This window comes from Rhizobium sp. CRRU65 (genome assembly GCF_048551595.1).
GTDB lineage: Bacteria > Pseudomonadota > Alphaproteobacteria > Rhizobiales > Rhizobiaceae > Rhizobium > Rhizobium leguminosarum_J.
In genome coordinates this window covers 14,269-37,131 of sequence record NZ_JBLYZH010000015.1, presented here as the reverse complement: position 1 = coordinate 37,131, position 22,863 = coordinate 14,269, and the positions used below count along the sequence as shown (strand labels likewise).

Here is a 22,863-nt window from a genome sequence, read left to right as displayed (position 1 = left end):
TTTGAGGATTTGGCGTCATGATGAAAGCAAAGCTGGAGACGGAAGTCTCGAAATATATGAGCTATGTTTTGCGTCATGCGCCTGATGTCGCGGGCTTGACGCTTGATAGCGAGGGTTGGGTGTCGTTTGACGAACTCGAAAAAGCGTTGGCGTCGAAATACGACGTTTCCCGCGCCGATATCATCGAGATTGTCGAGAACAATCCGAAGAAGCGCTTTACGCTTACCGATAACAGAATTCGCGCAAACCAAGGTCATAGCGTCGACGTCGATCTCGCATTGAACCAGGTTGAACCGCCCGCCGCTCTTTTTCACGGCACGTCTCTGACGAACTGGCAGTCGATCGAGCGCGAAGGCTTGAAGAAGATGCAGCGGCACCACGTTCATCTGTCGGCGGATGTCGAAACGGCGAAAATCGTCGCAACGCGCCGCAAGGGTGAACATATCATCCTAGGTGTGGACGCGGCCCGCATGTTTTCAGAAGGTCATTCTTTCTTTGTCTCCGACAATGGAGTATGGCTCGCCGAAAGCGTTCCAGTTCAATATCTTTCGCGAAACGCAGGGACCCCATGAAATCAGCCGTCGTTCAACTTCCGGGCCTCAACCGCGACCGCGACATGATCGCCGCCCTGACCAAGATCTCCGGCCAGGCACCGGTAACGATCTGGCAGACGGAAACCGAGATCCCCGATGTCGACCTGATCGTCATCCCCGGCGGCTTTTCCTATGGCGATTATCTGCGTTGCGGCGCGATCGCCGCCCGCATGCCGGTCATGCAGGCGATCATCGACAAGGCTGCAAAGGGCGTGAAGGTGCTCGGCGTCTGCAACGGCTTCCAGATCCTCGTCGAGGCTGGCCTGTTGCCCGGCGCGCTGATGCGCAATTCCTCGCTGAAATTCGTCTGCCGCGAGATCAAGCTCGAAGTCGTCAATGCCGAGACGGATTTCACCCGCGCCTATGCGCAGGGTCAGGTCATCCGCTGCCCGGTCGCCCATCATGATGGCAATTATTTCGCCGACGATGCGACGCTGGCTGCGATCGAAGGCAATGGCCAGGTGGTCTTCCGTTATGCCGAGGGCACCAACCCGAACGGCTCGATCAACGATATCGCCGCCGTCATGAACGAAAAGGGCAACGTGCTCGGCATGATGCCGCATCCCGAGAACCTGATCGAGGCTGCCCATGGCGGCTCGGACGGTCGCGGCCTCTTCGCCTCGGCGCTCGACGTCATCGCCGCCTGAACCTCGGCCCACGAAAATCCTTCTGTTCGGACCTGGAGCAATCGATGCGCCCTCGCCTCTCCGTCGCACACGCCGCCCTGTTGACCGCTATCGCAGCCATGGTGGCAGCTTGCCAGACGCCGGCGCCGACAGGCCCGAACCGCGCCGCACTGCCGACGATGGAACGCGTGGCGCTCGGCGCCAATGCCTGCTGGTTCAAATCGGGCGATCCGGCCTTTGCAGCCTACAAGCTCGCGCCGGAACTCAATTCCTTCTCCGGCCGTCCGCGCATCCTGCTCGTCCATAAGGGCAGCCCGGAAAGCCGGCCGCTGCTCGTCGTGCAGGCGGAGGGAAGCCCGTCGCGCCTTCAGGCCTTCGGTCCGATGATGCAGGAACCGGTCGCCGGCCGCATCACCACCGACGTCAATCGCTGGTCCAGCGGCAACAAGGCCTGCAGCTGATTGTCCCGCTGACGGCGCCGCGCGTCTTCCAAGACGCACAAAGGGCGCTGCAACACTTTGAATGCCGGATATTTTTGCTGAAATCGATTCCGTTTTAAGGAATTGTGCAGCAGCTCGAAAGCACGTTCAGTCCCAGAAAAACGACTTGCCGACTTCGCGCGCGGCGTCGGACTGCGACACGCCGATATCCTTGAGCGCGGTCGCAGTCAGCTCCCTCAGCGCGCGCCGGCCTTCCCGCTTCTGATGCCAAAGAAGAATGGCAGCCCAGATCCGGCCCCGGCGTGTCGTCACCTCGGCAGGCGCGGCGGGAAGGATAATCTGCCTCCTGTCTTCGTAAGAGACAATCGGTACAATCGGCATTTTGATCTCAGGTAAGGCAGACATTCCAGGAATCCTCTCGGCTTGCCATTAGAATTGACTCATACTCTTGACCGATACAATGTGCCAATATATACAATTGTCACCATGACAAATTGGCTTCCCGATATTTCCCGCGGTTCCGGGCCGGTCTATCTCCGGCTTGCCGACAGCATCGAATCCGCCATATCAAGCGGCGCCCTGCCCGCCGGCAGCAAACTGCCGCCGCAACGCAACCTCGCCTATGATATCGGCGTGACGATCGGCACGATCGGCCGCGCTTATGCGCTGGTACATGAGCGCGGCCTGGTCGCCGGCGAAGTGGGGCGCGGCACCTACGTGCTGAACCGCTCCGAGACGCAGCCCGGCGAACAGATCGATCCGCTGACTGTCTCGCTCGGCGGCACCCGCGTCCAGGATGCGCCTGCGGACAAGATCCGCTTCGACACGACAGCCGCGCCCGATCTCGGCCAGGGCAAGATCATCGCTGGCATCCTCGCCGAGATCGGTGAGCAGCACCTTGCCGAAATCTCTTCCTATTCCCGGAGTTTCCCGCGCAACTGGTTCGAGGCCGGCCGCCTATGGCTTGCCCGCAGCGGCTGGACGCCGGAGGTCGAAAATATCGTGCCGACGCTCGGCGCCCATGCGGCAGCGATCGCTGTCATCGCCGCCGTCTCAGCGCCGGGCGACAAGATCGTCTTCGAGGATCTCACCTATACCCAGGTTAGCCGCAGCGCCCGCCTTCTCGGCCGCCGCACGCTGACGGTCGATTCCGATGAGCTCGGCGTGATCCCCGAGGATTTCGAGCGGCTCTGTCAGCAGCAGCATCCGAAGATCGCGTTCCTGATGCCGACCGTCCACAATCCAACGCTGGCGATCATGCCCTATGAGCGGCGCGTGGCCATCGCCGCAATCGCCAGAAAACACAGTGTCTGGTTGATCGAGGACGACCTCTACGGCGGCATGGCCGACGACGATACGCCGTTGCTCGCCTCCATTGCGCCCGATCGCACCTTCCTCGTCAACGGCCTGTCGAAATCGGTCGCCGCCGGCGTGCGCGGCGGCTGGGTCGCCTGCCCGCCGCATTTTGCCCAGCGCATCAAGGTAACGCACAGGATGATCACCGGCGGCCTGCCCTTCATCCTGGCGGAGACCTGTGCGCGCCTCGTCGAAAGCGGCGCGGCGCACGAGATTCGCAAGGCAAGTGTCGAGGAACTCTCCCGGCGCGTCCGTCTGGCCCGCGAACAATTGCAGGGCTTCGATTTCGAATCGCACGTACACGCGCCCTTCCTCTGGCTGAAACTGCCGGAGCCCTGGATGTCCGGCACCTTCAAGAATGCCGCCTTCCGCGACGGCGTGCTCGTCGACGACGAGGACGAGTTCAAGGCGGCGCGCGGAGAGAGGCCCTATCATCGCGTTCGCATCGGTTTTTCCTCGCCGAAGACCGGGCAGGAACTGATCTCGGGCCTGATGATCCTGCGCCGTCTGCTGGAAAACGGCGGCTCCGCCTATGATGGCGAAATATGACGTGTTGCAAATACACGCCATAAATCGGAAAAAACGCTGACGCCTATTCGGAGCGCTTTACCGACTCAACCTCCATGTTACCTCTTTGTTGTTCCCGTCTGACGCGAATCAAAGGACAGCAAATGAGGGTCGACTTCGGAAAGATCGCGTTGCGTTTTTTGGGTATGGCATCATTAGCAGCGGCAGCCGCCATCTCGGTTGCGGGCTCGGCAACTGCCGGCGAGCAGATATTTGATGAATTACGCTTCGGCGTCTCGGCCTCGGTACAATCGGGCCATTCCAGAGAAGACGGCGTCTTTCCGGAGATTACCGCTCTCTTCGATCCCTTCGGCTACGATACGGCGGTCGGCTGGCAGCAACAGCTGCTGCATCCTCGTGTGCATCTCGGCACCTCGATCGGCACGTCAGGCGAGGCCACCCAGTTCTTCACCGGATTCACCTGGACGGTCGATTTCAACGAGAAGCTTTTTGCCGAAGCCGGCTTCGGCGGCGTCATTCATACCGGCGAGCTCGACGGCGATGATGACGGCCCGGAACTCGGCTGTCGCGTCCTTTTCCACGAATATCTGGGCGCCGGCTATCGTTTCAACGCCCACTGGAATGTGATGGCCCAGGTCGCCCATTCCTCGCACGCCAATCTCTGCGACGGGCCAAACGACGGCATGACGCGCGCCGGCTTGCAGGTCGGCTACAAATTCTGAGAGTCCGTTCGACAATTTCAGCGGGTTGGCCGACGGATGATTGAACTGCTCATTACGGCCGTCTGATCGGCCATCGGCAGGCGGGAACCGTTCAGTCCCATGTGGGACGAACAGGCTTCAACTCGCCCTGACAAGCAGCAGCGACGCAGTCCGCCAGGCTGCCAAACCGAAGCGCCTTACCCGTCAATCCAGGACCGTAGTGAGCGAACTTCGCGGAATTGGTGATAATTGTATCGACCGATTTTGGGATGACAGGCTCCGCAAGTGTGCACCAGCACGCATCGGTTACGAATTCTACGCCGAAGTCCGACAATTTGCCGACGAGATTCGCAGCGGAAGCCCTTTCGAACGTCGCACGGTTGCAGGTAACCAGAACCTTGACGTCGGGATGTTTCGCCAAGCCTTCGCAGAGCGCGGCCAGCCGCTCGCATTCGTCGAAAGAGAAATGGGGATTGCCCAGCGCAACGAACTCGATGGCATCCACAGACCCGCCGTTGAGTTTCCTCCACTCCGCAACGACGTCCTTGGGACAGATTTCGTAGCTCGCCTTGATGTTGCTTCCGACAATGCTCTCAAGGCTGTCGGCCTCCGGCGTGACACCGACGATATGGAACATCGGAGAGCCTGATGTCGTCGCAAAACCCGCCCCGAACGCCTTTAGGTCGTCCAGATTCGGCTTCCAAGTCTCGAGGCCGATCACGACCGGAATTTCATCTCCGACAAGCTTGCCGATGTGGTAGCCGAGAATGGGGTAGACCATGTCATCCCACGACACGAAGCCCGACACATTGACCACGAGGCTGGCGCGCCTGTTGTCGGCGATATGCGGCCCGGTCAGCGGCGCGCGCCCGGTGAGAGCGATGCACAGATCCAGGTAGTCAGGATACTTGGCAGTGCGAGCACCCAAAACACTGTTCGCGAATACGACGGCGTTCGACTCCGCCCAGGCCACCTGCTCACCCTGCCTGGGTGCGGACGACAGCTGATAGGGCGCGCAGGTGAACGTCTTTCGTGCTCCCATGGAGGCGTAAGCCTCACCCAATTCGGATGCGGGTCCGGCGACGCCGGGAGACACGCCCTGCTCCCGCCAACGCATCTGGTCCACCGATATCGAGTTCAGGGTCGTTGGAACGACAACCCTACCCTCCCAGTCCCGCATGCGTTTCGCGAATTCCAGGCTGGTCGGCCCGGTGTAGATGCAGCCATCGATGTGGACCTGGGAGATGTCGATAAGTTCCGTCGCTCCCTGAATTTCAGCCATGCGCGTCGTGGCCCTCATTGCCACCTGCACAGCCTTGCCCATCTCCCCGTTCAAAGCCGACCGATCCCTCGATGTCAGCGCTATCGAATTTCCATAGGTGCGATCGGCGGCATCGAAACCGGGGGCGGTTTCGATCCGGCTCGCGATGACCTTGTCGCCGATGAGGGTGACTTCAGGGATAGAGTGCAGCTCGGCGAAGTCGTCTTCGGAGAGCTGGACAACGGGGATCGATCGGCCGAACACTTCGTCAGCGACGATCACTCCGAGCGACAGTATTTCCTCCTGGCGCGAGACCACGATGCCGGCGGGAGCGTGCCCGTTCATGATCAGCTCCATAAGCACGCTGCTGCCCGTACACGAACCGCGTCCGCCGGGGATGGCGAGAATCTTTCCTGTCAGGACCTGTGTCGACAGGGGATGGTGACGGTCGATGACTTCTCCCGTCTGGGAGTCGACGCCGCCCCAGAAGCTGAGCGCCGTGTCGCTGAATACGATCGACCCCGTAGCGAAGCCAGCGACAAGCGCGCGCCCGGCAAACACCTTTTCGTCTGCCTGTTGTTGTATGTCCGGCATTGTATCTCGATACCATCAACCAAGAAGAAAAGTTTCCTATAGGAAACATCAGCGGCACACAAAAGCTGAGGCCGGAGCCTTGCCCCATTGCTATCGATCGACAACCGAAAGCAAGTTGTCAAACAGACTTTGAGAAGCAGCCGCCTTTACCCAAGACAAAGAAGTCGCCCGCCCTCTGTTGACGGCGGGCATTTTCCTGTCGCGCGCCGTCGCTACATAAGCTAAAGACAGCGCAAAACGCGCCAGGGACTTTCCGCTCATGACCATTTCAAACACCATCCCGATCACGCCGGAACTCATCGCACGCCATGGCCTGAAGCCTGACGAGTACCAGCGTATTCTGGATCTGATCGGCCGCGAACCGAGCTTCACCGAGCTCGGCATCTTCTCGGCCATGTGGAACGAGCACTGCTCCTACAAATCCTCGAAGAAATGGTTGCGCACGCTGCCGACCAAGGGGCCGCGCGTCATCCAGGGCCCGGGTGAAAATGCCGGCGTGGTCGACATCGATGACGGCGATTGCGTCGTCTTCAAGATGGAGAGCCACAACCACCCCTCCTATATCGAACCTTATCAGGGCGCTGCGACCGGCGTCGGCGGCATCCTGCGCGACGTCTTCACCATGGGTGCGCGCCCGATCGCCGCGATGAACGCGCTGCGCTTCGGCGAGCCGGATCATCCGAAGACCCGCCATCTCGTTTCCGGCGTCGTTTCCGGCGTCGGCGGCTACGGCAATTCTTTCGGCGTACCGACGGTCGGCGGTGAGGTCGAGTTCGACGCCCGCTACAACGGCAATATCCTGGTCAATGCCTTTGCCGCCGGCATCGCCAAATCCAACGCCATCTTCCTGTCCGAAGCCAAGGGCGTCGGTCTTCCGGTCGTCTATCTCGGCGCCAAGACCGGCCGCGACGGCGTCGGCGGCGCGACGATGGCGTCGGCCGAATTCGACGAATCGATCGAGGAGAAACGTCCGACCGTTCAGGTCGGCGACCCCTTCACCGAGAAGTGCCTGCTGGAGGCCTGCCTCGAGCTGATGCAGACCGGCGCGGTCATCGCCATCCAGGATATGGGTGCAGCCGGCCTCACCTGCTCCGCCGTCGAAATGGGCGCCAAGGGTGATCTCGGCATCCTGCTGGAGCTCGACAAGGTGCCGGTGCGCGAAGAGAGAATGACGGCCTACGAGATGATGCTGTCGGAAAGCCAGGAGCGCATGCTCATGGTGCTGCAGCCGGAGAAGGAACAGGAAGCCAAGGCGATCTTCGTCAAGTGGGGCCTCGATTTCGCTATCGTCGGCAAAACGACCGACGACCTGCGCTTCCGCGTCATGCATCAGGGCGAGGAAGTCGCCAACCTGCCGATCAAGGATCTCGGCGACCAGGCGCCGGAATATGATCGCCCCTGGCGCGAATCCGGCAAGCATGGCCCCCTGCCCGCCAATCTCGTCGCCGCACCCGAGGATTACGGCCAGGCGCTGCTGCAACTCGTCGGCTCCGCCAACCAGTCGAGCCGCCGCTGGGTCTATGAGCAATACGACACGCTGATCCAGGGCAATTCGCTGCAGCTTCCGGGCGGCGATGCCGGCGTGGTGCGCGTCGACGGCCATCCCTCCAAGGCGCTCGCCTTCTCTTCCGACGTCACTCCGCGTTATGTCGAGGCAGACCCCTTCGAAGGCGGCAAGCAGGCGGTCGCCGAATGCTGGCGCAACATCACCGCGACAGGCGCCGAACCGCTCGCCGCTACCGACAACCTCAATTTCGGCAATCCCGAAAAGCCCGAGATCATGGGCCAGTTCGTTCAGGCGGTGAAGGGCATCGGCGAGGCCTGCCGTGCGCTAGATTTCCCGATCGTTTCCGGCAACGTCTCGCTTTACAACGAGACCAACGGTGTCGCCATCCTGCCGACCCCGACGATCGCAGGCGTCGGCCTGCTGCCGGATTGGCGCAAGATGGCCCGCATCGGCAGCGCCAACGATGGCGATAAGGTCATCATGATCGGCGTCGACGGCAGCCATCTCGGCCAGTCCGTCTATCTCCGCGACGTGCTTTCCAGCCGCGAAGGTCCGGCACCGGAGGTGGATCTGTTTGCCGAGCGCCGCAACGGCGATTTCGTTCGCTCCGTCATCCGCAACGGCCAGGCAACCGCCTGCCACGACATTTCCTCCGGTGGCCTTGCCGTGGCGCTCGCCGAAATGGCGATGGCCTCAGGCAAAGGCCTGACGATCGATCTGAGCGAAGGCAAGGGTGAACCGCATGCGCTGCTCTTCGGCGAGGATCAGGCGCGCTACGTCCTGACCTTGCCTGCCGATGTCGCCGATTTCGTCTGCGTCAATGCAGAAGGTGGCGGCGTTCCCTTCCGCCGTCTCGGCACGGTCGGAGGAACGGCGCTCGTCGTTGGCGATCTCATCTTGCTGCCGATTCAGCAATTGCGCGATGCCCATGAATCATGGTTCCCTGATTTCATGGAAGGCCGCGGCGAACTTGCCGCTGCGGAATGATGCGCAAGGAGTAACGATCATGGCCATGAAACCCGGCGATATCGAAGACATGATCAAGGCTGGGATTCCCGGTGCCAAAGTGACTATCCGCGATCTGGCGGGCGACGGCGATCACTACGCCGCCGAAGTCGTCGCCGAAGCCTTTCGCGGCAAGAGCCGTGTGCAGCAGCACCAAATGGTCTACGAGGCGCTGAAGGGCAATATGGGCGGCGTACTGCACGCTCTGGCCCTCCAGACCTCCGCGCCGGAATAGAGCCAGACGCAATCCGGATGACGATGCCCGGCCCTCAGCCGGGCATTCTCTTTTCGTCGGGATCGGCAAAGACCGAGGCCGGCATCGGTCCCGCGGTCATCAGCGTGAAATCAAACGATGCCTTGAGGTCCGGCCCAAGCACATATTGCCGGTGGACACGCAGCTGGTCCTTGCGGATCTTGCGGTAGTGTTCGCGCGTCAGCATCTGCTTGACGCGGATCAGGATCATTTTCGCGTGAGGTGCATCCGGATGGCCGGAGACGGCAACGACCGGCACCTTGTAGAAATTGATCGAATCCGTCAGGCACTGCACGTCGAGCCAGGAAATCTCGGGACAGCGGGCGATCAGCCCGACGCGGGCGCGAAGCAGCGTGGCCGATGACATGAGCGCACATTGCAGGATGGCGCTACCGAGTGTGGCAAACACCACGCGCTTGCCTTTGAATATCTCCGGCTCTCTTTCCAGCAATATGCCGATGACATGGGCGGCGACGCTCGATCCCATACTGTGCGAGGAGATCACATATTCGTCCGCCTCTTCCTCAAGCGCCTTGCGCACCGCAATGGCCTGGTCTTCCAGCCAGCCGTTGAAATCGGCTTGGTCCATGCGGCCGAGCGCCACGGCCATTTTCCAATCGGCAAAGAGATGCAGCGTATGGAAGCGTTCGGAAAACGGCAGGAAGGCGAAGATGAAGAAACAGAGCGCCAGCGGCCCGCTCCAGAGCATGTGCCATGGCGAAAAGCTAAGAGCATAGGGCAAGATGGCGATCTGCGCCGTCAGCGCGATCGCCAGCGCCGTCAGCAGGAACGGGAAGAGGAAGAACAGGCCGAAGCGCCAGGCGTGGTGGAAATATCCCCGCATCCCGCCTTCAAGCATGATCTCGGCGCAGCTTCGGAAGCCTGCAATGATCTGGCTCAGCGTGTTGCCGGCACGCAGCTTGCGCACCAGTGTGTCGTGATCGACCATGTGAATCCGGCTCTTCGTCTGCCAGCCGGGGGAACCGGTCTCTGATTCGGGCGCCGCCAACGCCCCAGCCGTCATCACCTCGAAACTGACCGGATCGCTCCCCTCGTCTGCTGCCCCCGTCTCGACCGAATAGCCCCAGACGGCGGCACTCTGCCTGGCCGAGCGCTCGTAGCGTGCCCTGTGGGCAACGCCGTCGAGCGGCTCGAAGCCCGTGAAATGCAGGACGACCCGCTTCTCGATCAGTTTCATTCCACTCTTCCGGCCGGGCGAATAGCCGGCATGTTGCTGCGCCACTGATATCAGCAAAAAAGCAGCTATGGTCTCGAAGCCGTCTTGCTAACCGAACTCTTCCAGAATTCAATAGCAGCCATGTCGTTTCCATCACGAACGGAGGGGTTTTGTGGCCGACCTAGTCAAAGAATTGATATCAGGCGTCGTCGACAGCGTGCTGAAGGAGATCCTGAAGAAGACCACCGGCCGCGTCACGACGAAGCGCAAAAGGCGTAAGACACGCCCCGCCGCGACAACGAAGGTTGCGCGCAAGACGACCTCGGCCAAGTCCAAGCCCGCTCGCAAACAGATGAGCAAGCGCCGCACCGCCGCCGGCCGCAGCCGCCAGCGACGCAGCTAAGGCACGATCAAAAGTGAGCGGTTTCGGACGAATTCTGCGGCGCTATTGAGGGCCTGAACCGATGATGCGCATTGTGAAAATCATTCTCGCGGCAGTCGTCGCGATCTGTCTCATCGCCGTTGCCGGCGTCTATGCCCTGTCGGAGATGCGTCTCTCCAGGACCTATGATGTCGCAGCGACCGATTTCACCGTCAAGACGACGCTGTCTGCGGAAGAATCCGAACGCCGCGCCCGCACGCTGATGTGCGGCGGCTGCCATCACGACGCCGGTTATGTGCTGCTCGATGAGCCGGGCGTCGGCCGGATCGTCGCGCCGAACATGACCCGCTTCGTGCCGATGTACAGCGACGCCGAACTCGTTCGCCTCATCCGCCATGGCGTCAAGAAGGACGGCACCGGTGCCGTCATCATGCCGGCGAGCAACTTCGCCAATATCAGCGACGACGACATGGCGGCAATCATCACCTGGCTGCGCAGTCTGAAGAAGCTGCCCGACGCCGTCGAGGGAACGACACAGTGGGGGCCGCTCGGACGCATCGGCCTGGCGCTCGAGAAGATCCCTTTCGAAGCCGATCTGGTACCGGCTGTCATCACCCCTGCCGCCACCCGTCCGGCCGATATCGGCGAATATGCCTTCAAGACGGGTTGCGGCCATTGCCACAATCTCGATACGGCAAAGCAGTCGGAAGCCTTCCTGGCGCCGGCGCTTAAGCCACTGGCACAATCCTATTCGACTGCCGATTTCAAAACGCTGCTGCGCAACGGCAAGGGTGTCGGCGGCCGCGATCTCGGCGTGATGACGGAGGTTTCCCAATGGGACTTCAGCCATTTCACCGATGTGGAAATCGAACAGATTCAGATCTATCTCGCCCGTCGACCGTAACGCGACGGCAACAACCCGGCAGCGGCCTGCCCGAACTGGTCTTTTTTTGGTTCGGGCGGCTGGAATTCCTGCTGTCGCATGCTATCTAAAGGCAACGATTGAAACGGTGGGCCTTTAACCCGCCTGTTGAAAGGATTAGGTCCCATGAGCGGCATTCACGAATTCATCGGCAACGAAATCAAGAGCAACGACGTCGTCCTCTTCATGAAGGGCACGCCGCAGTTTCCGCAGTGCGGTTTCTCCGGCCAAGTCGTGCAGATTCTCGATTACATCGGCGTCGATTACAAGAGCGTCAACGTGCTCGCCGATTCGGAAATCCGCCAGGGCATCAAGGAATATTCCAACTGGCCGACGATCCCACAGCTCTACGTAAAGGGCGAGTTCGTCGGCGGCTGTGACATCGTCCGGGAAATGTTCCAGGCTGGTGAACTGCAGCAGCATCTCCAGGAAAATGGCATCGCCGTGCGCGCCGCCTCCTGACCGGTCACCGGACGTCCGCCCGGTTTCCAAATCTGTTTCTTGAGTTCGAGGCGCTGCGGCTAGCAGCGCCTTGACCTGTTTATGGGAATTTCATTGTGACAGATTCTTCACAAGCCGTGTCCGCGGGCCGCCTGCCCATGGGCAAGCGAGAATTCATCGCGCTCGCCGCCTTCCTGATGGCCATCAATTCGCTGGCGATCGACATCATGCTCCCGGCCTTGCAGCAGATCGGCGCGAGCCTCGGCGTCGAGAGCGAAAACCACCGGCAATTCGTCGTCTCCTCCTATCTGCTCGGCTTCGGCTGCGCCCAGCTTTTCTACGGACCGCTTTCCGACCGCTTCGGCCGCCGCACGCCGCTGTTGTTCGGCCTCGTCGTCTATATCGTTTCGGCCATCGGCATCGTCTTCGTTCCCTCCTTCGCCGGTCTGTTGGTGCTGCGTTTCGTCCAGGGCATCGGCTCGGCGGCCACCCGCGTCATTACCATCTCCATCGTCCGCGATATCTATGGTGGACGGCAGATGGCCGAGGTCATGTCGCTGATCATGATGGTCTTCATGATCGTGCCGGTGATTGCGCCCGGCACCGGCCAGATCGTCATGTTCTTCGGCAACTGGCACCTGATCTTCCTGTTCATCGCCACCATGGCGACCGCTATCGCCGTCTGGGCCTATCTGCGCCTGCCGGAAACCCTGCATCCCGCCAATGTCAGGCCCTTCACCGCCCGCTCGATCTTCGGCGCCTTCAAGCTGGTCCTGACCAATCGCGTCGCGCTCTGTTACACCATCGCCAGCACCTTCATCTTCGGCGCGCTGTTCGGCTTCATCAATTCGGCCCAGCAGGTCTATGTCGGCATCTACGATCTTGGCGTCTATTTCCCCTTCGCCTTCGCCGGCGTGGCGATCTTCATGTCGCTGTCGTCCTTCTTCAATTCGCGCTTCGTCGGCAAGCTCGGCATGCGCCGCCTGTCGCACGGCTCGCTCATCGGCTTCATCGCCATCAACACCATCTGGCTGATTGTCCAGCTGGCCAGCACCGAGCCGATGCCCTTCGCTCTGTTCATCTCCTTCTTCGGCCTTTCCATGTTCCAGTTCGGTTGGATCGGCTCGAACTTCAATTCGCTTGCCATGGAGCCGCTCGGCCACGTCGCCGGCACCGCCTCCTCGGTCCTCGGCTTCATGAGCACGGTCGGCGGCGCCATTATCGGCGCCGGCATCGGCCAGGCCTTCGACGGCACTGCGCTGCCGATGGTCGCCGGTTATTTCACCGTGTCGATCATCGGGCTCGTCTTCGTGCTGATCGCCGAAAAGGGCCGCCTCTTCCAATCGCAGAACCCAGCCGTCTGAACGGCGGGCCTCATTCGCATCCGGGATTTCACCACATGACGCCGCCGCATAAACCGCACCAGGAAAACCAGGGCTCCCGCCGCATCGGCATGGGCTTTGGCGAATTCGTCGTCACCATCGCCATCATGACCGCCAGCGTCGCTATGGCGATCGACAGCATGCTACCGGCATTGCCCAATATCGGCAATTCCCTCGGCGTCACCAATACCAACGACGCGCAGCTGATCATCGGCGTGTTCTTCTTAGGCTTCGGCGTCTCGCAGATCTTCTTCGGCAGCCTTTCGGATACGTTCGGCCGCCGCAACATCCTGCTCGGCGGCTTGGCCTGCTATATTGTCGGAATGTTTGCCGCTGCAGCGACCGGCAGCTTCGAAATGCTGCTCGTCATGCGTTTCGTTCAGGGTGTGGGCGGTGCTGCGGTGCGCATCACCACCATGGCCATGGTACGCGACTGCTTCGGCGGCCGCGAAATGGCCCGTGTGATGTCCTATGTGATGATCGTCTTCATGATCGTGCCGATCGTTGCCCCCTCCGTCGGCCAGCTCATCATCCGCTATGCCAACTGGCACTGGATCTTCATCCTGCTCGGGATCATCGCTACCATCCTGTTCGTCTGGGCTTTCCTCCGGCTGAAGGAATCGCTGCCGCCGGAAGAGCGGCTGCCGCTGTCGGTCGGCTCTGTCGTGGATGGTTTTAAGACCGTGCTCACCAACCGCATCACCTGCGGCTACATGATCGGCCTCACCATGTTCACCGGCGTCATCAGCGCGTATGTGATCTCGGTGCAGCAGGTCTTCGGCGAGGTCTATGACCTTGGCGACTGGCTGCCGATCGCCTTTGCGGCCACCGCCGGCGGCATCGCCGTCGCCAATTTCGCCAACGGATTCTTCGTCCGCAAATTCGGCATGCGCCGCATCTCGCACGCCGCTCTGCTGATCTTCACGGCGCTGTCGGCTGCCGGCTTTTTCTATTCGCTGGCCGGCAAGCCGGATTTCGCCATTGCCTACGGCATCTTCACCATCGTGCTGATGATGTTTGCCCTGATCGCCACCAATTTCACCGCCATCAGCCTCGAGCCAATGGGTAATCTCGCTGGCACGGCGACCGCCATCACCGGCTTCGTCTCGACGACGGCCGGCGCCATCCTCGGCGGGCTGGTCGGCCAGATGTTCAATGGCACGGTACAGCCGCTCTTCGGTGGCTTCGCGCTCTTCGGCGCGGTGACGATCGCAGCCACCCTCTGGGCCGAAAACGGCAAGCTGTTCACCCATCCCGGCGACAGCCCGCAGCTCGATCCGGGTGCAGCCCATTTCTGAAATGGGAAATCTGCCTGACCGACTGGTCTCCGGCGGCATTGCATTAAGTGGTAAACTCTGCCGTTTCTGAATCTGGAAGTCCCTGGACGAAGGAGCCTGATTTTGGATGCAGAATATCAACGTCTCCCTCCGCCATTGCAGGGCGAGATAATTCAAGTCAAACCGGATACCAGCACCGGCGTAGTGGTGCTCGGCGGCTCCAGTGGCCGGGTCGATGTGGTCCGCGCGAGGTTGTTTGCAAGCCAGGGGGCAACGGTCATAGCGCTTCGCTGGTTCGGCGGCGAAGGCCAGGTGCCAGGCATTTGCGAGGTGCCGCTGGAAACGTTTTTCTCTGCCACGGACTACCTGGTGGGACTCGGCTGTAAACGCATCGTCCTGGTGGGAACATCGAAAGGCGCCGAAGCTGCACTGCTCACGGCCGTATACGATCCGCGCATCAGCGCGGTCGTCGCGATGAGCCCTTCGTCGGTCGTCTGGGGAAATATTGGTCCGGGGCTTGATGGCCTGAGCTGGCCCGAGCGCTCGTCGTGGACATTGCGAGGCACACCGCTTCCTTTTGTTTCGTCGGACCCAGAATGGGTGCGAGAATACAGAGACGGGCTGGTCGCCTATCGGGGCCTGTTCGAAAGATGCCTCGATATGCACGAGTCTGAGATCGATGCAGCGGCTATCCCTTTGGAGAGAACGAATGCCGAAATTCTGCTCGTAGCGGGATGCGATGACGCGCTTTGGCCATCAGACGAATTTGCCGCATCACTTGTTCGGCGGCGCGCAGATTCGGGCTTACTTACCCAGCTTGTGTTGGGAGAAGATGCGGGCCATCGAATTCTGCTTCCGGGCGAAACGACTCCTCGATCATCGCTGCATGCGCACGGTGGAAGTGACGAATCCGACACAGAGCTGGGACGACTGGCGTGGGAGCACATTCTCGCTGTCCTATAGCGTGAGGGCGGCAGCAAGGCTCTACGCTTTAAGGGCGGTGTTCAGACCGTGAAAACCTCACGCCGCAGCACGTCCCACGAGGCCTTGTCAGGGGTAATCAGCAGCCCGCCATCGAGATGGTGCGGCAGGTAGGGCGAGCCGTCGAAGCGCGCCGCATGGGCACCCGCCTCCTGCGAGATCAGCGTGCCGGCAAGGTGATCCCAGGGCATCAGCTTGTTGTACATGAGGTAATGCACATGGCCGCCGGCAAAAGTGCGGTATTCGTGGGCCGCACAGCGGTAATTGGTGAGAAAGCGCACCTTGGCGAGATTGGCGAGCACCTCGGCGCGCTTCTCCTTCGGCAGGTAGCCGGTCGAGGCCATGCCGACCATATGCTCCAGTCCCACGGGAGCTGCAACCGAGAGCCGCTCGGCGCCGCCATCCGGCCGCCGCAGCCAGGCGCCGCCGCCCTTTTCGGCCATCACCCAGTCGTCGCCCATCGGATCGTAGATGATGCCGGCAACCGTCTCGCCGCCGGAGATGACGGATGCCATGACGCCGAAGGCCGGGATGCCGGCGGCGAAATTGAAGGTGCCATCGACCGGATCGACGACGATCGCGAGATCGGCATGTTCGAGGCTGCCGAGCAAATCAGGATCGGCCGCGACCGATTCTTCGCCAAGGAACAGCGCGCTCGGCCAGAGTTGCGCAGCTTCCGCTTTGATCATCCGTTCGGCCTGCTCATCAGCCTCGGTGACGAGATCGGTCGCCTCGCTCTTGGCGCGCACGTCGGCCTGGCCGAGCCGGCGAAAGCGCGGCAGGATCTCCGCCTTTGCCGCGCGGCGCAGCAGATCGGCAAGAATGGTCACGTCGACAGTCGAAGTCATCTCAAATCCTCACGCTTAGGTCTCTCAGGAAAACCTTGAATCAGATGCCGACGATCTCGCGCCGAATGAGCTGCCAGCTCTCCTTGTCGGGCGCGGAGATGATCCCGCCCGTGGTCTCGCCGGGGCGATAGGGCGTGCCGTCGAATTTCGCCGTATGGCCGCCGGCCTCCTGATGCGCGAGCACGCCGGCCAGGTGATCCCAGGGCATCAGTTTCGTATGACCGATGAAATGCAGCTTGCCGGAGGCGACCATCCAATATTCGTAGGCCGAGCAGTTGAAGGCGAAGGTCATCCGGATCTTTGCCATGTTGGCGCAGATACGCGAGCGGTCCGGCTCGTCCATCTGCCCCCACGACATGCCGCCGACCATCTGGTTCAGGCTGGCAGGCTCCGCCACCTTCAGCTTTGTCGATTGCCCGTTCTGGCGCATCAGGACGGTGCCCGCCCCTTTGATCGCCGTCACCGTGTCGCCGAGAACGGGATCATGAATGATGCCGGCGACCGTCTCGCCCCTGACCGTCACCGCCAGGATCGTGCCGAAGACAGGAAGCCCAGCGGCAAAATTGAACGTGCCGTCGACAGGGTCGATGACGAAGGCGAGCTCGGCATCGGCAAGTGCCGGCACGACAGACCGGTCGGCGTCATAAGCCTCCTCGCCGACGATGAGCGCTGCGGGAAAGCGCTCCCTCAGCGCCGCGGTGATCCGGTGTTCGGCAAGCAGGTCAGCCTGCGTCACCAGATCGATTGCCGAAGTCTTCTCCGAAACATCGGCAGCGCCGAGATTGCGGAAACGCGGCATGATCTCGGCTTGCGCCGCCTCTCTGACGCAATCGCCGAGAAAGAGAATATCCTGATCTGAAATAGTCATGCGAAATCCTGTCCTTGATGCAATAGCCAGCCTGCTTAGCCGGCCTTTCATGAAGGATCGGTGACACCAAGGGTGGAAAAGTCGAACAGTTTCGGGTCGAGCAGATGCGACGGGTTCACATGCGAAAGCGCCCGCAGCATCGTATCCTTGCGGCCCGGCATGCGCCGTTCGATATCGGCGAGCATGTCCTTCATCGCATTGCGCTGCAGCCCATCCTGCGAGCCGCAGAGATCGCATGGGATGATCGGAAACTGCATGGCGGCGGCGAATTTCGCGAGGTCGTCCTCTGCGGCATAGGCAAGCGGCCGGAGCACCATCAGGTCGCCCTCGTCGTTCAAAAGCTTCGCCGGCATCGAGGCGAGCCGGCCGCCATGGAAGAAATTCATGAAGAAGGTTTCGAGAATGTCCTCGCGGTGGTGGCCGAGCACCAGCGCATTGCAACCCTCTTCCCGCGCCACTCGATAGAGATTGCCGCGCCGCAGCCGCGAACAGAGCGAGCAATAAGTGGCGCCTTCCGGCACCTTCTCCTTCACGATCGAATAGGTATCGCGATACTCGATCCGATGGCGGACGCCGATCTTGGTGAGATAGTCCGGCAGCACGTGCTTCGGGAAGTTCGGCTGTCCCTGGTCGAGATTGCAGGCGATCAGTTCGACCGGCAGCAGCCCGCGCCATTTGAGATCAAGCAGCAGCGCCAGCAGCCCGTAGGAATCCTTGCCGCCGGAAAGGCCGACCAGCCAGCGCTTCTGGCCCTTCAGCATGTCGAAATCGTCGAAAGCCTGGCGCACTTGCCGCAGCAGCCGCTTGCGCAGCTTGTTGAAGGAGACTGAGCGCGGCGCATCGGCAAACAGCGCATGGCCGATGTCATCCCCGGCCTCGACGGCTTCCAGATCGTCGGCGATATTGGCTGCGATATTCATTGCTTCGTCCTACAGAAATTCCACACTTGCTCTAGCAGAAACCCGCCTGGCAACACAGCGTCAATCGCCGAAAACCGACCAGCCGGTGCGCGCCGCAAGCATCTCCAGCGCTGCGGCGCCGAGCTGCGAATTGCCAACCTTGTTCAGCCCCGGCGACCACACCGCGATCGAGGCGATGCCAGGCGCCACCGCGAAGATGCCGCCGCCGACGCCGCTCTTGCCGGGCAGGCCGACATGATAGGCGAAATCGCCCGAGCCGTCGTAATGGCCGCAGGTCAGCATCAGCGCATTGATGCGCCGCGCCCGTTTCGGCGAGACCACCGAATGGCCGGTCGTCGGATTGCTGCCGCGCGCCGCCAGGAACAGCCCGGCGCGGGCGAGTTGCTCGCAGCTCATCGACAGCGCGCATTGATGGAAATAGACGCCGAGCACATGGTCGACGGGATGGTCGAGATTGCGGTAGGCGCGCATGAAGTTGGCAAGCGCGAAATTGCGGTATCCCGTCTGCGTTTCCGAGCGCGCCACCTTATCGTCGATGGTGATCGACTCGTCATCGGCGAGATAACGCACGAAACGCAGCAGCTCGCCGATTGCCTCGCGCGGCGCATGGCCGGCCATGACGACGTCGCTGACGGCGATCGCGCCGGCATTGATGAAGGGGTTGCGGGGGATGCCGCCCTCATGCTCGAGCTGGACGATCGAGTTGAAAGCCGATCCGGAGGGTTCGCGTCCGACGCGCTTCCACAGCCCTTCGCCGACCTTGCCGAGCGCCAGCGTCAGCATGAAGACCTTCGATATGCTCTGGATCGAGAAGGCGGTATCAGCATTGCCGACGCGATAGACTTTGCCGTCGACGGTGACGATCGCCATGCCGAACTGCTGCGGGTCGACCTTCGCCAACTCCGGAATATAGTCCGCGACCTTGCCCTCGCCGATCCGCGGCTGGATATCGGCGTAAATGCTATCGAGGGTCGCTTGCAAATCTGCCATCGCTTCTCTCCAGATCGCAAAAAAGCCGCTCGAAAGAGCGGCTTTCCGTATATCGACGCATGCTGTTGTCTCGCAATCGGTTTCGACTGCGAGACGAATGCATTAACGCGAATAGAATTCGACGACCAGATGCGGTTCCATGACGACCGGGAACGGAACGTCGCTGAGCGTCGGGACGCGGCCGAAGGTTGCGACCATCTTGTTGTGATCGACTTCGATATAGTCGGGAACGTCGCGCTCTGCGAGGCTGACGGCTTCCAGAACGATCACCAGCTGCTTCGACTTTTCGCGAACTTCGATGACGTCGCCGGCCTTGCAGCGGTAGGAACCGATGTTGACGCGCACACCGTTGACCGAGACGTGGCCATGGTTGACGAACTGGCGGGCAGCAAAGACCGTCGGAACGAACTTGGCGCGATAGACGATCGCGTCGAGGCGCGATTCCAGCAGGCCGATCAGGTTTTCAGACGTATCGCCCTTGCGGCGGTCGGCTTCGGCGAAGATCGCGCGGAACTGCTTTTCGCGCAGGTCACCGTAGTAGCCCTTGAGCTTCTGCTTGGCGCGCAGTTGCACACCGAAGTCCGAAAGCTTGCCCTTGCGGCGCTGACCGTGCTGGCCCGGGCCGTATTCGCGGCGGTTCACCGGGGACTTCGGACGGCCCCAGATGTTTTCGCCCATACGGCGGTCAATTTTGTACTTGGACGATTCGCGCTTGCTCATCGTATTTCCTTTCAAAGGTTTATGACGGTTTGTTGCCAAACCGCACGAAGGAAACACGCCCTCCTCTGGTCTCTTCCGAGACCTGACAGGATGTTCCAGTTAGCGAACAGGAACGATCCACGGGACATGTCAAATGAAACACCGGGCATTGCTGCCCGGTGCTTGCGGCGGTCTTTAGAGGCCCGTCATGAAAATGTCAACAGCAGCAAACCCCGAAAGCGCCACTATTCCGCCGCCAGCGGTTGGTCGCCCGTGTCGGGTGCGTTGGCGTCGCCCGGCGCCGTCTGGCAGTCCATATCAGGGAAAGCGACGATACGCTTGCCGGAAAAATCGGAGTGCACGACGATAATACCCTGCTCCTCGAAATAGCCAAGCAGGCGGCGGGCACGGCGGGCGGAATGGGTGCCGTAGGCGCGGGCGATGCGGGCGTCCGACGGACACGGCTCACCGCAGACAGCGGCCTTGGCGAGCATCAGGAAAACGCCCTGCAGGTCGTCGGTGACACCTGAAGACAGCGACAGCGCCGTCGCCCAGGCATCGGTTGCAGCCGTTGTCGCATCGACGCCGGAACGCGAGATTGCCACGCGCCGGCGGAAATCCGGCAGCGCGATCGGCGGCCCCGGCACCCGGCGCATGCGCAGCCTTACCAGAAAGTCCTGGTAAAGCACCGAATCGGTGCGGAAGGCGGATGCCGGATCGTCCAGTATCTCCGCCAGCACACCGGCGAGGCGCTCTTCCCGCTCCTCGACGGAGACTTCCACCTGGCTCGCCCTCGTCTCCGCAGGTACGGCCGATGCCCCCGGCGTCGAGCGCGAGAGTTCGGCCAGAATATCGGTCGTCGGCCGCGGCGTCGGCGGGGCGCGGCGCACCAGCGGGCGCTGGAATTCCTCCGGATCGGGCGTGAAGATCAGGTCTTCGACATCCTGCGGCGCATCCGGCAGCGGCATCAGCTTCGGGCTGGAGGAGCGCGCCGAGGTCTCCACCGCACCGATCTGGATCGGCAGCGGGCGGCGCGACAGCGCCGGTCCGAGAGCGACGAAATTGCCGCGCTTCAGATCGCGGAACATCTCGGCCTGGCGCCGGTCCATGCCGAGCAGGTCGGCGGCGCGCGCCATGTCGATATCGAGGAAGGTGCGGCCCATCAGGAAGTTCGAGGCCTCGGCCGCGACGTTCTTGGCGAGCTTGGCAAGCCGCTGCGTCGCGATCACGCCGGCAAGGCCGCGTTTACGCCCGCGGCACATCAGGTTGGTCATCGCGCCGAGCGACATCTTGCGCGCATCTTCCGAGACATCACCGCCGACCGACGGCGCAAACATCTGCGCCTCGTCGACCACGACGAGAACCGGATACCAGTATTCGCGATCGGCATCGAACATGCCGTTGAGGAAGGCGGCGGCAGCGCGCATCTGGTCTTCGAGATCGAGACCTTCGAGCGTAAGCACGCAGGAAACGCGATGCTGGCGAATGCGGTTGGCGATGCCGGCAAGCTCCGCCTCGGTCCGCTCGCCGTCGACCACGACATGGCCGAACCTGTCGCTAAGCGTGACGAAATCACCCTCGGGATCGATGATGACCTGCTGCACCCATTGCGCCGATTGCTCGAGCAGGCGGCGCAGCAAATGTGACTTGCCCGATCCGGAATTGCCCTGCACGAGCAGACGGGTCGCCAGCAGCTCCTCGATATCGAGCGTCGCCGGGCTGCCGGACGCCAATCCCATATCGATGCCAACCTGCACGTCCAATTCCCCTTACAAATTCCCGGCCCGTCTTTAGCAGATTCGCAGGCACTGTTGTCGTCAAACCTTTAAGAACCCACAGGAAAGCCAGCCCTGGGAAAAGAGTTTCACACTGCCTCGCGTTCGACGAGGTCGCCCGCCATGTCCTTCTGCGTCGGAATCAGCAAACGTGTGCAGAGCAGGCTGACGAAAAGCGGTACCAGCAAGACCGCAAGCCCCGCGCGCAAGCCCAGGAATTCGCCGAGAAAGCCGATGATCGGCGGCCCGATGAGAAAACCGGTCAGGGCTGCGAAGGAGAGCGTCGCAACGCTTGAAGCGGGCGGGCGGTCAGTCAGCGAAGCGACGGCCGTCACCGCAAGCGGAAACCCGACCGAGACGCCGACACCGACTGCGGCAAAGCCGAGCAGCGCAAGCGGCGTCGCCGGTGCAAGGAGAACGATGAGCATGCCGGCAAGCGAGGCGATGCCGCAGCCACGGGCAATGGCAACCGCGCCGAAACGGCCTTTCATGTAATCACCGCTGAAGCGCCCCGCCGCAACCATGAAAGCGAAAACCGAATAACCGAGGCCGGTTTGCGCGCCTTCTGCATTCATGACATCGCGGAGATAGACCGCCGACCAATCGGCGATCGCACCTTCGGTCATCGTCACGCCGAAGACGAAGGCGCAGATCCCGAGCAGAGCAAGACTGGGTAACTTGAAGCCGGTCATTGCCTGCGAATTCTCCGCATGGTGACTTTCCGGCAATTTCGGCAAGCGCAGGCTGGCAATCAGCGCAGCCGGCAGGATAACGATCGCCGTGATCAGGATCGACCAGTGCGGCGAAAGCCCGAGGGCTATGGCACCAACGCCGATCAGGCTGCCGGCCATGATACCGAAGCTCCAGAAGCCGTGGCAGCGGCTCATGATGATCAGCCCCGTCGCCTTCTCCGTCACATCGGCCTCGACATTCATGCCGAGTTCCACCGTCGAAAGCGCAACCCCAACGACAATCAAGGCGAAGAATAGAAGCATGACGCTGGGGGCGAAGGCTGGAAGCGAAACCACGGCAAGAAAGAAGATGAAACCATAGATGATCGCCATGCGCCCGCCGATGCGCGAGACGAGGCGGCCGGCAAACGGCAGGGTGATCAGCGTGCCGATCGGCAATCCCAGAAGTGCGACGGCGAGATCGGCGGTGCCGAGTTCAAGCTTCGCCTGGATATCAGGAATGCGCGGCAACCAGGCGCCAAAGGCTATCGGCTGCAGAAAGAAGATCAGCATGACAAGTCTTTGCAGCGGCACGGCGCATCCCTTTATGTCTTGAGCGGCAAACACCCGCCCGCGATTCCCCACAGAGATGTTGCGCGATGACAT

The 22,863-nt window shown here is 61.5% G+C and carries 23 protein-coding genes; 13 read left to right on the top strand and 10 right to left on the bottom strand.

Going from position 1 to position 22,863, the window contains the following annotated elements:
* Positions 1 to 17 precede the first annotated feature (17 nt).
* From ACM5SV_RS26150 to ACM5SV_RS26140, 3 genes are read left to right on the top strand one after another with little or no spacing between them, the layout of a single operon-like run.
* Positions 18 to 572: an RNA 2'-phosphotransferase gene (locus ACM5SV_RS26150; RefSeq protein WP_017994198.1), complete on the top strand. Its 555-nt coding sequence runs from the start codon at positions 18 to 20 to the stop codon at positions 570 to 572.
* On the top strand, positions 569 to 1,240 hold the full coding sequence (purQ, locus tag ACM5SV_RS26145; RefSeq protein ID WP_017960637.1) for a phosphoribosylformylglycinamidine synthase subunit PurQ: 672 nt from the start codon (positions 569 to 571) through the stop codon (positions 1,238 to 1,240). The genes ACM5SV_RS26150 and purQ overlap by 4 nt, the downstream gene beginning before the upstream one ends.
* Positions 1,241 to 1,284: 44 nt before the next feature.
* Complete coding sequence (locus tag ACM5SV_RS26140) at positions 1,285 to 1,680, top strand: hypothetical protein (RefSeq protein ID WP_017994199.1); 396 nt, start codon at positions 1,285 to 1,287, stop codon at positions 1,678 to 1,680.
* A gap of 126 nt (positions 1,681 to 1,806) precedes the next feature.
* Here ACM5SV_RS26140 and ACM5SV_RS26135 read toward each other — a convergent pair whose 3' ends face one another.
* Positions 1,807 to 2,064, bottom strand: a complete 258-nt coding sequence (locus ACM5SV_RS26135) for a DUF1127 domain-containing protein (RefSeq protein ID WP_012757630.1) — start codon at positions 2,062 to 2,064, stop codon at positions 1,807 to 1,809.
* 81 nt (positions 2,065 to 2,145) lie between these two features.
* Here ACM5SV_RS26135 and ACM5SV_RS26130 point away from each other — a divergent pair, with 81 nt between their 5' ends.
* Both ACM5SV_RS26130 and ACM5SV_RS26125 read left to right on the top strand, forming a co-directional pair.
* On the top strand, positions 2,146 to 3,564 hold the full coding sequence (locus tag ACM5SV_RS26130; RefSeq protein WP_017994200.1) for a PLP-dependent aminotransferase family protein: 1,419 nt from the start codon (positions 2,146 to 2,148) through the stop codon (positions 3,562 to 3,564).
* 122 nt (positions 3,565 to 3,686) lie between these two features.
* Positions 3,687 to 4,265 (top strand): acyloxyacyl hydrolase, encoded by a 579-nt coding sequence (locus ACM5SV_RS26125; RefSeq protein ID WP_012757632.1) that lies wholly within the window; start codon positions 3,687 to 3,689, stop codon positions 4,263 to 4,265.
* A 91-nt stretch (positions 4,266 to 4,356) separates the two neighbouring features.
* Here the strand turns inward: ACM5SV_RS26125 and ACM5SV_RS26120 are convergent, their stop codons facing one another.
* Positions 4,357 to 6,099, bottom strand: a complete 1,743-nt coding sequence (locus tag ACM5SV_RS26120; protein ID WP_222017227.1) for an aconitase X — start codon at positions 6,097 to 6,099, stop codon at positions 4,357 to 4,359.
* A 259-nt stretch (positions 6,100 to 6,358) separates the two neighbouring features.
* Here ACM5SV_RS26120 and purL point away from each other — a divergent pair, with 259 nt between their 5' ends.
* Both purL and ACM5SV_RS26110 read left to right on the top strand, forming a co-directional pair.
* A complete protein-coding gene (purL, locus tag ACM5SV_RS26115) occupies positions 6,359 to 8,593 on the top strand; it encodes a phosphoribosylformylglycinamidine synthase subunit PurL (protein WP_017994202.1) in 2,235 nt (744 codons plus the stop codon).
* A gap of 19 nt (positions 8,594 to 8,612) precedes the next feature.
* Positions 8,613 to 8,846, top strand: coding sequence for a BolA/IbaG family iron-sulfur metabolism protein (locus tag ACM5SV_RS26110; RefSeq protein WP_003540079.1), 234 nt, complete (start codon positions 8,613 to 8,615; stop codon positions 8,844 to 8,846).
* A gap of 34 nt (positions 8,847 to 8,880) precedes the next feature.
* On the opposite strand, the gene ACM5SV_RS26105 is transcribed toward ACM5SV_RS26110, so the two are convergent.
* Positions 8,881 to 10,062, bottom strand: coding sequence for a hypothetical protein (locus tag ACM5SV_RS26105; RefSeq protein ID WP_221974227.1), 1,182 nt, complete (start codon positions 10,060 to 10,062; stop codon positions 8,881 to 8,883).
* A 151-nt stretch (positions 10,063 to 10,213) separates the two neighbouring features.
* Here ACM5SV_RS26105 and ACM5SV_RS26100 point away from each other — a divergent pair, with 151 nt between their 5' ends.
* The 6 genes from ACM5SV_RS26100 to ACM5SV_RS26075 all read left to right on the top strand — a co-directional run bounded on the left by ACM5SV_RS26100 (position 10,214) and on the right by ACM5SV_RS26075 (position 15,408).
* Entirely contained in the window at positions 10,214 to 10,444 is a 231-nt protein-coding gene (locus ACM5SV_RS26100) for a hypothetical protein (protein WP_221974228.1), read from the top strand.
* A gap of 61 nt (positions 10,445 to 10,505) precedes the next feature.
* Entirely contained in the window at positions 10,506 to 11,327 is an 822-nt protein-coding gene (locus ACM5SV_RS26095; protein WP_222017229.1) for a c-type cytochrome, read from the top strand.
* Between the two features lie 144 nt (positions 11,328 to 11,471).
* Positions 11,472 to 11,807, top strand: coding sequence for a Grx4 family monothiol glutaredoxin (grxD, locus tag ACM5SV_RS26090; RefSeq protein ID WP_012757638.1), 336 nt, complete (start codon positions 11,472 to 11,474; stop codon positions 11,805 to 11,807).
* A gap of 137 nt (positions 11,808 to 11,944) precedes the next feature.
* Positions 11,945 to 13,150, top strand: a complete 1,206-nt coding sequence (locus tag ACM5SV_RS26085; RefSeq protein WP_012757639.1) for a multidrug effflux MFS transporter — start codon at positions 11,945 to 11,947, stop codon at positions 13,148 to 13,150.
* Between the two features lie 35 nt (positions 13,151 to 13,185).
* Complete coding sequence (locus ACM5SV_RS26080; protein ID WP_419425447.1) at positions 13,186 to 14,466, top strand: multidrug effflux MFS transporter; 1,281 nt, start codon at positions 13,186 to 13,188, stop codon at positions 14,464 to 14,466.
* 102 nt (positions 14,467 to 14,568) lie between these two features.
* Positions 14,569 to 15,408, top strand: coding sequence for an acyl-CoA thioester hydrolase/BAAT C-terminal domain-containing protein (locus ACM5SV_RS26075; RefSeq protein WP_221974231.1), 840 nt, complete (start codon positions 14,569 to 14,571; stop codon positions 15,406 to 15,408).
* A gap of 41 nt (positions 15,409 to 15,449) precedes the next feature.
* Here the strand turns inward: ACM5SV_RS26075 and ACM5SV_RS26070 are convergent, their stop codons facing one another.
* From ACM5SV_RS26070 to ACM5SV_RS26040, 7 genes are all read right to left on the bottom strand, one after another.
* A complete protein-coding gene (locus tag ACM5SV_RS26070; protein ID WP_017994209.1) occupies positions 15,450 to 16,274 on the bottom strand; it encodes an inositol monophosphatase family protein in 825 nt (274 codons plus the stop codon).
* Positions 16,275 to 16,314: 40 nt separating this feature from the next.
* A complete protein-coding gene (locus ACM5SV_RS26065) occupies positions 16,315 to 17,142 on the bottom strand; it encodes an inositol monophosphatase family protein (protein ID WP_222017231.1) in 828 nt (275 codons plus the stop codon).
* A 47-nt stretch (positions 17,143 to 17,189) separates the two neighbouring features.
* A complete protein-coding gene (gene ttcA / locus ACM5SV_RS26060) occupies positions 17,190 to 18,062 on the bottom strand; it encodes a tRNA 2-thiocytidine(32) synthetase TtcA (protein WP_017994211.1) in 873 nt (290 codons plus the stop codon).
* Positions 18,063 to 18,122: 60 nt separating this feature from the next.
* The gene (locus ACM5SV_RS26055) at positions 18,123 to 19,052 is read right to left on the bottom strand and encodes a glutaminase (protein WP_017994212.1); all 930 of its coding nucleotides are present in this window, start codon (positions 19,050 to 19,052) and stop codon (positions 18,123 to 18,125) included.
* A 102-nt stretch (positions 19,053 to 19,154) separates the two neighbouring features.
* Positions 19,155 to 19,772 carry a 30S ribosomal protein S4 gene (gene rpsD, locus ACM5SV_RS26050; RefSeq protein WP_003540107.1) on the bottom strand — a complete coding sequence of 206 codons (618 nt, stop codon included), beginning with the start codon at positions 19,770 to 19,772 and terminating at the stop codon, positions 19,155 to 19,157.
* Between the two features lie 224 nt (positions 19,773 to 19,996).
* On the bottom strand, positions 19,997 to 21,508 hold the full coding sequence (locus tag ACM5SV_RS26045) for an ATP-binding protein (protein ID WP_222017232.1): 1,512 nt from the start codon (positions 21,506 to 21,508) through the stop codon (positions 19,997 to 19,999).
* A 107-nt stretch (positions 21,509 to 21,615) separates the two neighbouring features.
* A complete protein-coding gene (locus ACM5SV_RS26040; RefSeq protein WP_222017234.1) occupies positions 21,616 to 22,863 on the bottom strand; it encodes an MFS transporter in 1,248 nt (415 codons plus the stop codon).

Bases quoted from the DNA above. Each gene is read 5' to 3' on its own strand.
- ACM5SV_RS26070 (WP_017994209.1), bottom strand. From the start codon at position 16,274: ATGACTTCGACTGTCGACGTGACCATTCTTGCCGATCTGCTGCGCCGC.
- purL (WP_017994202.1), top strand. From the start codon at position 6,359: ATGACCATTTCAAACACCATCCCGATCACGCCGGAACTCATCGCACGC.
- ACM5SV_RS26140 (WP_017994199.1), top strand. From the start codon at position 1,285: ATGCGCCCTCGCCTCTCCGTCGCACACGCCGCCCTGTTGACCGCTATC.
- ACM5SV_RS26055 (WP_017994212.1), bottom strand. From the start codon at position 19,052: ATGGCAGATTTGCAAGCGACCCTCGATAGCATTTACGCCGATATCCAG.
- rpsD (WP_003540107.1), bottom strand. From the start codon at position 19,772: ATGAGCAAGCGCGAATCGTCCAAGTACAAAATTGACCGCCGTATGGGC.
- ACM5SV_RS26110 (WP_003540079.1), top strand. From the start codon at position 8,613: ATGGCCATGAAACCCGGCGATATCGAAGACATGATCAAGGCTGGGATT.
- ACM5SV_RS26065 (WP_222017231.1), bottom strand. From the start codon at position 17,142: ATGACTATTTCAGATCAGGATATTCTCTTTCTCGGCGATTGCGTCAGA.
- ACM5SV_RS26095 (WP_222017229.1), top strand. From the start codon at position 10,506: ATGATGCGCATTGTGAAAATCATTCTCGCGGCAGTCGTCGCGATCTGT.
- ACM5SV_RS26130 (WP_017994200.1), top strand. From the start codon at position 2,146: ATGACAAATTGGCTTCCCGATATTTCCCGCGGTTCCGGGCCGGTCTAT.
- purQ (WP_017960637.1), top strand. From the start codon at position 569: ATGAAATCAGCCGTCGTTCAACTTCCGGGCCTCAACCGCGACCGCGAC.
- grxD (WP_012757638.1), top strand. From the start codon at position 11,472: ATGAGCGGCATTCACGAATTCATCGGCAACGAAATCAAGAGCAACGAC.
- ACM5SV_RS26150 (WP_017994198.1), top strand. From the start codon at position 18: ATGATGAAAGCAAAGCTGGAGACGGAAGTCTCGAAATATATGAGCTAT.
- ACM5SV_RS26085 (WP_012757639.1), top strand. From the start codon at position 11,945: ATGGGCAAGCGAGAATTCATCGCGCTCGCCGCCTTCCTGATGGCCATC.
- ACM5SV_RS26040 (WP_222017234.1), bottom strand. From the start codon at position 22,863: ATGTCATCGCGCAACATCTCTGTGGGGAATCGCGGGCGGGTGTTTGCC.
- ACM5SV_RS26080 (WP_419425447.1), top strand. From the start codon at position 13,186: ATGACGCCGCCGCATAAACCGCACCAGGAAAACCAGGGCTCCCGCCGC.
- ACM5SV_RS26125 (WP_012757632.1), top strand. From the start codon at position 3,687: ATGAGGGTCGACTTCGGAAAGATCGCGTTGCGTTTTTTGGGTATGGCA.
- ttcA (WP_017994211.1), bottom strand. From the start codon at position 18,062: ATGAATATCGCAGCCAATATCGCCGACGATCTGGAAGCCGTCGAGGCC.
- ACM5SV_RS26120 (WP_222017227.1), bottom strand. From the start codon at position 6,099: ATGCCGGACATACAACAACAGGCAGACGAAAAGGTGTTTGCCGGGCGC.
- ACM5SV_RS26105 (WP_221974227.1), bottom strand. From the start codon at position 10,062: ATGAAACTGATCGAGAAGCGGGTCGTCCTGCATTTCACGGGCTTCGAG.
- ACM5SV_RS26135 (WP_012757630.1), bottom strand. From the start codon at position 2,064: ATGTCTGCCTTACCTGAGATCAAAATGCCGATTGTACCGATTGTCTCT.